The organism is Terrihalobacillus insolitus (assembly GCF_028416575.1).
In the GTDB taxonomy this organism is placed as follows: domain Bacteria; phylum Bacillota; class Bacilli; order Bacillales; family Amphibacillaceae; genus Terrihalobacillus; species Terrihalobacillus insolitus.
In genome coordinates, this window is record NZ_JAMQKB010000005.1 from 169,578 (window position 1) to 179,375 (window position 9,798).

Genomic DNA, 9,798 nt, shown 5'->3' on the forward strand with positions numbered 1-9,798 from the left:
GGAATTTAAGTGTATATCTCATTAGTTGAGTTTTTCATAGTGTTTTATTTACTAATTGAACAATATGTATTTGAAAGTATCCAATCTTATCAAACTAACAGCGAATCTAAACATTCATTTTTTGAGATGGTTGAACAGTTGGATGTAGAAGATTGTAAAAGTGAACAAGAGGTTCATCCTCTTGTTCCTATCAACAGTGAGGAAGAGGATGTGAAAGTTGCTCAAGTATCAGAATTAGATGATGGTGCTATGGACCTTCTGACCACTTTGGAATCTGAGTTTTCTATGGATAAGTCTACGAATGAAGTAGGTTATCATGGTGAATATATGGAACATTCAGATGCTGATTGTCCTCCGTTATGGATAGAACATGAAATAGATGGATTGATAGTTGAGGATGACGACTGTTTATCCATAAATGATATAAATGTTGAGGAACATGTAACAATTCCAGAAACTAAATATGATTATAAAACAGCTAAAATTAAAGAAAAATTATATGGGAGTCAGCAATGGATTGTTTCTGTTATTGGGAAAGAAGTATCTTACCTACACGTATCTGATGGTGAAAGAGCATGGATTAACATAGGAATAGATGAAGCAAGGAAGGTATCAAAAGGTGATGTCTTACTTCTTGATATTAGGAGAGAAGAAAATGGTATTCAAGTTGATCGTTTTATCACGTTAGAAACAAGTGTGTCAGACGATTATGTAATACCAGATGAAGAAATATATTTAGATAGCGAAAGAAGCGATAGAAGAATTGCTATTTAAAAAATTTAGGGAGCGACATGAAATTGTCGCCTCCTTATCAATGGATGGTAGGAAATCTAGTATCCATTGATAAGGCTGTTAGAACTAACTTTCCTCATATTAGGAAAGTTGGCACCCTAGAAGTGTGATAATCGGGTATTTTTACCTACGACTTTCCCAATACCGAAATCAGTCGTTTTTTGGTAAAATTAGTATATTAACTAATTAGCGGTTAATTAAGTACGTAAAAATCTGATATACAACATAGAGCCTTTTATCTTACATGAGGTGGTGATTTGTTTTTGAGTATACATCTTTTGAACCAAATTTTCGAGGATAAAAGAGAAAGAAAGATTACCAATAAACAGGTTGCTGAGTATCTAGGGATATCCCCTGGAGCTGTCTCTCAATATTTTAAGGGTATCTATAGGATTGGCTTACCACACTTCATGCAGCTAATCACCCTAGTTTACAGTGACTCACCATCGAAAAGGCAAGAAAAGTTCTATGAATTTTGTAAGACTACAGAAAGACCAGAGAACTTAAGGCTTGCGATGGAGTATTCCCATATGATCGGTGAGACAGATTTTCTCGAATTTCTAGTTAAACAAGAGAAAAATGGAAACAGACCTAACAATGAATGGGCTGACGTGTATGAAGTTATGGTATCTAGAAGTAAGGGGTATTTTCAAGGGAGAAGGCTTTTACAAGCTACTGAAAAGCTGACGGAGAAACGTAACTTAAAGACAAAAGAAATGCAAATACTAAATAGTATTATAAAAATGTATGCGTATTTTGAAGAGAAAGAACACAGTAGTATGTTTAAGCTAACAAAAGAGCTTCCATTGGAGACAGATTCGATAAAGAATCCTTACATAAAAGAAGCTTTTACAGTTAGGATCTTGGAAATCTATGCGAATGGATATCTTTTTCAAAATGATATTCAAGCATCCAGGGATATATCATGGGAATTAATTAATAACTATAATCCTAATATGTTTCCGATGTGTGTAGCGGCTGCTTATCATGTGCTAGCCCAATCATACATGTTTGAAAGTTACGCTAAGGTAGAACAATTCTTACTTGAAGGGATTTCCGTTCTCAATGAGTTAGACACAGAACGGATTAGAATCCGAAAGAAGGAATTAACGAAAACGTTAAGCTTTGCCAAGGTTTATTGGAAGAAAGTACAAAGTGAAGAAGAGATAGATAACCCTAGTGAGTTGGCCCATTTTAAAGCAAGAACAGGAAGTTTATACGAGTCTATCCAACTACTAGATAATCTGAAAGAACAGAATGGGTCGCTAACTCCTTTCCAAATTTATTATAAAGGTTTATCCCTGGGAGATGAGACTATTTTAAAGGATTCGGTTAGAGAATTTAGAAGACAAGGAAATAAGTTTTATTCTCAACTTCCGCTCCTTGAGTTAGAAAGAAGGGGCCAAGATACCGAATTTATGACTTCATTATGATACACTTTTTAAGAATGACTATTAGGAGGGACAGTATGTCAAAGATTAAAAAAGCAACCGCTAGTTTAGTAATCGCTGCTGTGTTGGCTATACCTTTCATTGGTATCCAGACAGACACAACTAAAGAATTTGCAGCTCGTGATTCAGGACCAAGCTTCATGTATATGGACCCAGGTGGCGGGATTGGCAACTAAATAAGATACTAAGTCTATGTAAGAATGACATCACTCTATTAGGGTGGTGTCATTCGTTCTTTACAGAAAAATTTAGCATAATACACTTTTGTAAAATGCTAAACTTTTTTACTACTAAATCTACTGAACCCCTTCAAAAATTAACATTATTTTTCATCTTTTGCCGATAACCTACATGTTTCGACAAAAAAACGGCATTTTTATAGTACGATAAGTGGAGACACTATCTTAACATAATGTATTTGTAGTAATTTTGTCCTAAATAGTTACATAAGATGATAATTTACTACGACAAGTGCTACAATTCCAACTATTAGATAATGAGGTGATCGATATGCTTTTAAATGAATCGGGAATTGAAGAACTAATATCAGAAATGAAAGACAAAAGTTTAAATATAGAATCACTACAATTTAAGTATAGTCCAAAAAAGAATCATCCCTATGCCCTTGTTTATGGAGAAGGGGTTTCTGGGATAGCTCAAGATGAGGATTATTATATAAATTTTGAAGAAAACATTTTTGCTGCAGAATTCAGTTGGTTTGAACCTCTGTGTAAATTCTTCCGATCTTCTGCCATTGATGCGTCCGTTACGGTTTTACCCGACGGTAACTTCGAACAGGAAAAAGTGAAGATTGAAGCAAAACTCGAATTACCTAAAGGTGTAGAGAATGTTCCAGGATTTTTATATCCGCGATTTAAGCCGTTTGTGCTCTTTTATCCCTATTTAAAAAACATTGAGGTTAAGGGTTTTGAAGGAGTGATCCGTAATGTTATCTTCTCTTTAGAAATTGACGCCAGAACGGTTACATCAATTTTAAAGGAACCGAATAAGTATAACCGTCAAATGTTGGAGCAATGGTTAGTCATTACTGATAAATGCGAGCGTGATAACATAGGAAGAAATAGGTTCGAAAACTCGTTTAAAGTGATTAATGGGAAAATTAATTATGAAGCAAGAACAGAACTGGTATCCAAATTCTTCAATATTAGAAGAGGGGAGATTGGATAATGACAGTGGCAAAACTATTAGTGTTTCCAGTTATCATTTTATTTTTTATTATTTTAACTCCTCTTCAAGCATTGGCAGCAGGAGACAGTCCACTACCTTTTCTTCCTCAAAAGGATGGAACGGAAGGTAAAAGTAAAGACGTTGGTATATTTGCTGAAGAAATAACTAATTATCTAAATGGACAAGCACCAGAGATATCCTTTACGGTAACAGCCGTTTTTGCAATTATGTTTTTAATCGGGGTTATAAAGATGGGATATGCACTCGTCACAAAGACTGGTGCTGTACTAAAAGGTTCAACTGGAATCCTTATTGGTATTCCTATATTGGTAATGAGTATAAGGCTGTTTTTTATATTGTTCTTTACAACGAGTGGACCGGGTGTTACACTTCTGGTAAGTGTTTTTATGCTTTTATTAACAAAAGCAGGTTTCTTTGCAGCCATTGGAATGGTCCTGGTGGGATTGGTTATGAGACTCTTCCATAAGTTTCTAAATCATCCAGAGTACGCCAGGTGGAGTAAAAGACTAAACATAGGAGCGGTATGTCTATCCATTCTAACAGCTGTCATGCCAATGGTTATACAAGGCATATAGAGACCTTCGCTTATTAAGGGAGGGAACTACATATGGCATTGCAATTAGTGGTAGATAACACTTTAAATAAAAAAGAAAGAACTGCACCAACATGTAGGTTGAACTGTGAGTTGTTTGATCCTGTTACAAAAGAATGTGGTATAAATCATGAAATTAACCCGGATGATCCACTTCTTGCTGCACGATGTGGGGATATGATTTACAAGGATGAAGATGATGATTCTGTTTATCTGCCTGAAGCGGATGAACAATCCGAAATTGAATATACCCTTACTGAAGAAGAAGTAGACTTTGAGGACGAAATGATGTTCATGGAATTCAACGGTGATAAGTTTAATGCTGTACAGTCTACTTATCCTGAGCAACCGGATTATCCAGCAAGCAGAGATGATGCAATTTGGTATATTTCTCCTTGTGGCGCCTATGGATGTTGGATAGTAAATAAATCACAGAAACGATTTATGGCGGTGACCAATGATAAGGTAAAATCAGGCTGGAGTAAAAATGTTTATAAATCTCCGTATCCATTGCATAACCATAATACTGCTTTATCCTTAGCTTCACGAATGGCGTGGTACGTTGATGAAGAAGGTTATGGCCAGTATGTTATACTAGCTAACGGTAAGATTTCAATGATATCATCGCCAAAACCTTTGGACTGGAAGTAAATAAAACATTTAAAATCACAAATTAATCCCCAATAGTTATTAGATTTTGGTATAATAGTACTAATAACTAAATGACTAAAGGGAACCCCCTATCACGAAACAGGCAAAGTATGCCTGTGTGGTAGGGGGTTTTTTGCATTTTGAAAGGAGGTAAACCATGGGGTGTATATTAGTAATTGATGAACAAGATAGTTTTAGGGAAGGGGTCAGAAATTTATTAGAGATTCGATTACCTAGTTACAGCGTGATAGCGTCGGATTTTGAATTAGAGTCATACTCGGATTTAGAAACGATGCCTGATTTAGTAATAGTAGATCCTTTTTTAAAAGGAGAACTGTCTTTGCCTGTTATTGACTTCTTTATAGATAAAGGAGTAAAGATAGTTTTGTTATCGATGGAAGCCGATAAGGAGAATATCCTCATTCTCTTAAAGCGGGATATTCAAGGTTTTCTTATGAAAGATATGAGCACTACTGATTTAGTCAATTACACTTACAATATGTTGTCAGGAGAGCGTTACATTCATCCCTTCGTTGCTAACATTTTACTGGATGAATACCAGGAAAAGAACGAGCCTAATAGAAGTTTGGAAACTGCTTAAGGGTAACCAATTTATAAGAAAGTTTGAATAAATACTTGCTTTTGGTGTAATATGTGGTATATTTGTTATAAAATTACATTGAAAAGGGGTATTTGTTATGAAAACTATTGCTATCTTTGGTGGATCACAGGAGAAGACCTTTCAAAAAATTGGTGCTAAACATGGGTGTAAAGTGCTTTTTCATGGAGGTAAAACAAGGAACGGTGGGAACAAAAAGGAATTTAGAAATATTATCAAAAAGGCAGATGTGATTTGCGTGTTATATGGAGCGGTTGGGCATGTATCAATGGATTGTGTTAAAGAAATCAGCAAAAAGATGAACAAACAAATAATTTTTCACAAAGGATTCGGTGCATCCGGAGCCATCCAGAAGTGTATGGAAGAATTAGCGATGGAAAACGCTGCCTAATTGAAAGGGAGTGTGATGACAATTGGGGAAGTTCTTGTGTATAGCTGAGAAAAGAAGTCAGGCTATGAAGCTGGCACAACCTTATAAGCATAAAGATCTAAAGACACACATAGAAATATTTCCTTGTAAAACTTTTCCGCAAGGAGCCATTATTGTGAATGCGGTTGGACATATTTGTGAATTAGCTAATCCAGCAGAATATAAAAAGGAATGGGGGGGCAGATGGTCTGTTGAGCAGCTTCCAATAGTTCCTGAAGAACATAAATTCATATTGAAAGTCACACCATCTAAGCGGAAAGTGTTCAATTTGATAAGCAAGTATATTAAAGATTCAACAATTTCAACTGTAGTACATTGCGGTGATATTGCCCGTGAAGGGGAATTACTTATCATGGAAATTCTCTTGTTGGCTGGAAATAAGAAGCCTGTAAAACGATTGTGGACCAGTAGCTTGACACCCACTGCAGTTAAGAAGGCATTTGATAATCTTAAAGATCAAAAAGACACCATGCCATTATATTACGAAGCTCTTGCTAGGCAAAGAGCCGACTGGATAATGGGAATTAATTTCTCTCGTTTGACCACTGTATTATTAGAACAGAAGGGTATACAGAGTAATTCCGGTGGTTTTCCTGTGGGTAGAGTAATGACCTCAATTCTAGGTATTATCTATAAACGTGAAATGGAAATAAGAAATTTTGTCAGTAGACCATATTGGGATGTGTTAGCGGAGTTTTCCTTGGGTGAACAATCATTTATAGGCAAATGGTATAAACCAGGTGCGGACCATATTTTTAATGAAGAACAAGCCGCTGTATTAGCTGACATATGCAAAGATAATGAAGCGGTAATTTATTCAGTTGAAAAGAAAAAGGAAGAGAATCAACCGCCTCAATTCTACAACCTTACTCAATTACAACTAGAGGGTAATAAGCGTCTAGGGCTTTCAGCGGCCGAAATCCTGGAGATAGCCCAGTCTTTATATCTGAAGGGGTTAATAACTTATCCCGCTTCGCCTGTTCACATTACGCGGGAAGAGGCCAAGTTGTTCCCAACAATATTATCCAACTTAAGCAAAATTCCGGAATACAATCCATTACTGCCGGTTCCGATTGATGATATATCTTCTAACAAAAGGTACGTCGACGAGAGCAAGACCGATGATCACTTTGCATTATTAGTAACAGAAGAACCAGTCAATTTTGAACAATTGACCGACCATGAAAAGGTTATATATGACATGATAGCAAGGTCTGTTATAGCAGCCCACTATCCTAATGCGGTTTATGATAAGACTGAGATTATTAGTGTGATAGAAGATAAGTTTTCCTTTAAAACGAAAGGCAAACAGTTAGTAGAACCTGGTTGGAAAGTGGTATTTCAGACAGAAGGAACACAAGAAAACCAACCAGAAATGGCGCTTCCATCTTTAGAAGAAGGGGACTTGGTGAAAGTAAGAACAGTCGATATAGAACAAGGAATCACCGCTCCAAAGGCAAGGTTGAATCAAGGATCATTAGTAAAGGTAATGGAAAATGCCTCCGCTTTTATCGAAAAAGACGAAAAACAGGGTTTATCCAAATCCGATTTATCCCTTGGAACCGTTGCAACTAGAGCAGATATAATTAAAAAGCTCCTGGAAAAAAAGTATATAAGCGTGAAAAAGAATGAGGTTTATATAGAACCAAAGGGACAAATTTTAATTAAAGCTTTAGGAGAAAACAGTTATCTTACTTCACCAGTAACAACAGGTAATATGGAAAAGTATCTGGAAATGGTAGGCAAAGGTAAAAAGGATTACAAGCCATTTGTACAACGCACCATAGACGTTACAAAAGAGTATATAGAAAAAATTAAAGAGGACTCGAAAAACTGGGACTTTACCGAGATAATGGAACAATTCCAAAAGGAAGAAACGGTTGGCCCTTGTATTGAGTGTAAAGAGCCCATAGTAGATAAAGGTAATTTTTATGGATGTACTGGATATAACTCAAGTGGGTGTTCCTTCTCCTTACCAAAAGAAAAAAGTGGAAAGAAACTTTCTCAACATCATATTACCAGTATTCTCGAAAAGGGAACCACTCCACTAATAAAAGGATTTAAGAAAAGAAATAAAGATGATACTTTTGACGCTTTTCTCGTATGGAACAAGGAAGAGAAACGGTTAAAATTTAATTTTGAAGGTGTACCACCAAAAAGTAAAAAATAAAGGAGGCGTTGAATATGAATTCAGCTATTCTTCATAACGGGCAGGTGATAACAGCTAGAGAATATAATACCGACGTTCACGGGACCCGTTTGTTTTGTATTGATAAGTCTTGTAAGGTACCAGTCATTTTTGTTCCAGGTAATGAGAATGTTTCGCCTTATTTTAAAACAACAGGAAAGCACGATTCCAAACATAATGAAGGTTGTGGTTTCTACAAACCGCTTACTTTCGTTGAATCAGTGAAGAAGGTAGAGGAGTACCAGGGAGACTTATTAGATAAAGGTATGAAAGAAACTTTAGTTAGAATAAATCTCAACAAGCTAGATCCGGATTATGAGAGCAAAGTTGCTGAAAGAGAACAGTCGGATAAAAAGAAACAGGACCCTAGTGAAGTTAAGATAAAGCAAGATAATGAAACCCCATCAAGCATTAGTTCACTTAAGTCAATCGTAAAGCTAATGGTGTCTTATGAACCTGACGTACTTAGCTCTATTCTAGTTAATGTGAAAGGTCAGAAGGTGCCGATATCTTCTTTAATTGTAGACCAGGAGAAAGCTCATAACCTTTTATGGAAAGAGGAAATGCTGCCGAAAGTTGGTTATTTCGTATACGGAGTAGTTGATGCGATTCTTCGGAGAGAGAGAGTAATTTATATTAATTTTAAACCAGTAAATAACGTATTATTTTCTTTAATGGTCTTTGATCGTTATTTTAAACACTTTACCTATACCGATGAGGAATTAATGGGGAAGAATATATTAGCTTGGGGCCATTTAAGCAAAAATACTTATAATGATAAAAACACAACGGAAATGGCAATAAAATCGGATAAATATATAGAATTTCTAAAGTGAACCAGCAGTAACTCAAAAAGTATAATAATGTCACTGTTATACCTTTATGCTTAAAGAAAAGGTGAGGGTAACAATCATGTACTACATAGATATTAAATCAATTGAAGACCATTCATCCACTGAACCGTTTCATACAAGGGTAAGGATTGTGCCAGCAGATAAGTCAGTAGAGAACCAATTAATGAATAGTATTGGCTGGACTCCTTCTTTTTTTGTTAAAACGTATTACAATCCATTGTTTTGGTTGTTTACCCTTTCCTCCCTTCTTGTATATGTGGGGGATAGTCCTTCCGCAATAACAACGAACCAATCACTATTGGTCAATGAGGATATGGTATTTCGATTTAAAAAGCGAAAAGTGCGAACCTTGTTTGAAAGGAAAGTAGATAGTGTATTGATGAAGTTTCTTGATAACCATGTAAGGATAGAATAAAGGCGGTGTATAAGGTGGAAAGTATCTTACAAGCAATAGAGTGGTTTCAATCCCTGGACACCATACCAATGATGATAGTATTGGGGATTATTATAGCCATATTATTAAAGGTAGCAAAATTTGTATCAAGAATAGTAGCACTTATCTTTGGTTTGATTGGATTAGCAAAGATGTACCTCATGTTTTTTTAGAAGAGTCTAATCAAACCAACTTCTGTCCTTTGGTGTAAAGGGCTTTGCTAAATCGCCCATATACCTAGACAATCGCTCTCTGATAAGGTCTCTTAGCTGTTCTAATGTAAGTGTTGGATAGGTTACACTTAGTTGGACAGACTCATTAAGGTCATGTAAACTTGATTCAATACAAAGTCGGAGGAGAATCAATTTATGGCCAAAAGAGAAAGAAGAACATTCTCAAAAGAGTTTAAAGAACAAATTGTCCGGCTGCACCTTTCAGGTAAACCCAGAAGCGAAATTATCAAAGAATACGAGCTGACGCCATCTGCCTTTGATACGTGGGTACGCCGACATAAATCAACTGGATCATTTGAAGAGAAAGACAATAGAACTCCAGAGCAGGATGAGTTAATCAATCTAC

General features: G+C 36.0%; 12 protein-coding genes. All 12 read left to right on the top strand.

What is annotated here, in order from left to right:
- Positions 1 to 9 precede the first annotated feature (9 nt).
- Positions 10 to 774, top strand: a complete 765-nt coding sequence (locus tag NC797_RS07675) for a hypothetical protein (RefSeq protein ID WP_272436188.1) — start codon at positions 10 to 12, stop codon at positions 772 to 774.
- Between the two features lie 281 nt (positions 775 to 1,055).
- Positions 1,056 to 2,225: an AimR family lysis-lysogeny pheromone receptor gene (locus NC797_RS07680; RefSeq protein ID WP_272436189.1), complete on the top strand. Its 1,170-nt coding sequence runs from the start codon at positions 1,056 to 1,058 to the stop codon at positions 2,223 to 2,225.
- 35 nt (positions 2,226 to 2,260) lie between these two features.
- Positions 2,261 to 2,419: a hypothetical protein gene (locus NC797_RS07685; RefSeq protein ID WP_272436190.1), complete on the top strand. Its 159-nt coding sequence runs from the start codon at positions 2,261 to 2,263 to the stop codon at positions 2,417 to 2,419.
- Between the two features lie 334 nt (positions 2,420 to 2,753).
- Positions 2,754 to 3,431, top strand: coding sequence for a hypothetical protein (locus tag NC797_RS07690; protein ID WP_272436191.1), 678 nt, complete (start codon positions 2,754 to 2,756; stop codon positions 3,429 to 3,431).
- Positions 3,431 to 4,027, top strand: a complete 597-nt coding sequence (locus NC797_RS07695) for a hypothetical protein (protein ID WP_272436192.1) — start codon at positions 3,431 to 3,433, stop codon at positions 4,025 to 4,027. The genes NC797_RS07690 and NC797_RS07695 overlap by 1 nt, the downstream gene beginning before the upstream one ends.
- Positions 4,028 to 4,059: 32 nt before the next feature.
- On the top strand, positions 4,060 to 4,695 hold the full coding sequence (locus NC797_RS07700) for a hypothetical protein (RefSeq protein WP_272436193.1): 636 nt from the start codon (positions 4,060 to 4,062) through the stop codon (positions 4,693 to 4,695).
- A gap of 157 nt (positions 4,696 to 4,852) precedes the next feature.
- Positions 4,853 to 5,296, top strand: coding sequence for a response regulator (locus NC797_RS07705; protein ID WP_272436194.1), 444 nt, complete (start codon positions 4,853 to 4,855; stop codon positions 5,294 to 5,296).
- A gap of 97 nt (positions 5,297 to 5,393) precedes the next feature.
- A complete protein-coding gene (locus NC797_RS07710; protein WP_272436195.1) occupies positions 5,394 to 5,705 on the top strand; it encodes a DUF2325 domain-containing protein in 312 nt (103 codons plus the stop codon).
- Between the two features lie 34 nt (positions 5,706 to 5,739).
- The gene (locus NC797_RS07715; RefSeq protein ID WP_272436199.1) at positions 5,740 to 7,914 is read left to right on the top strand and encodes a type IA DNA topoisomerase; all 2,175 of its coding nucleotides are present in this window, start codon (positions 5,740 to 5,742) and stop codon (positions 7,912 to 7,914) included.
- A 14-nt stretch (positions 7,915 to 7,928) separates the two neighbouring features.
- A complete protein-coding gene (locus tag NC797_RS07720) occupies positions 7,929 to 8,768 on the top strand; it encodes a hypothetical protein (RefSeq protein ID WP_272436196.1) in 840 nt (279 codons plus the stop codon).
- Between the two features lie 76 nt (positions 8,769 to 8,844).
- Entirely contained in the window at positions 8,845 to 9,201 is a 357-nt protein-coding gene (locus NC797_RS07725; RefSeq protein ID WP_272436197.1) for a hypothetical protein, read from the top strand.
- A gap of 386 nt (positions 9,202 to 9,587) precedes the next feature.
- The coding region (locus NC797_RS07730; protein WP_272436198.1) for a transposase at positions 9,588 to 9,798 on the top strand (211 nt) is incomplete at its 3' end.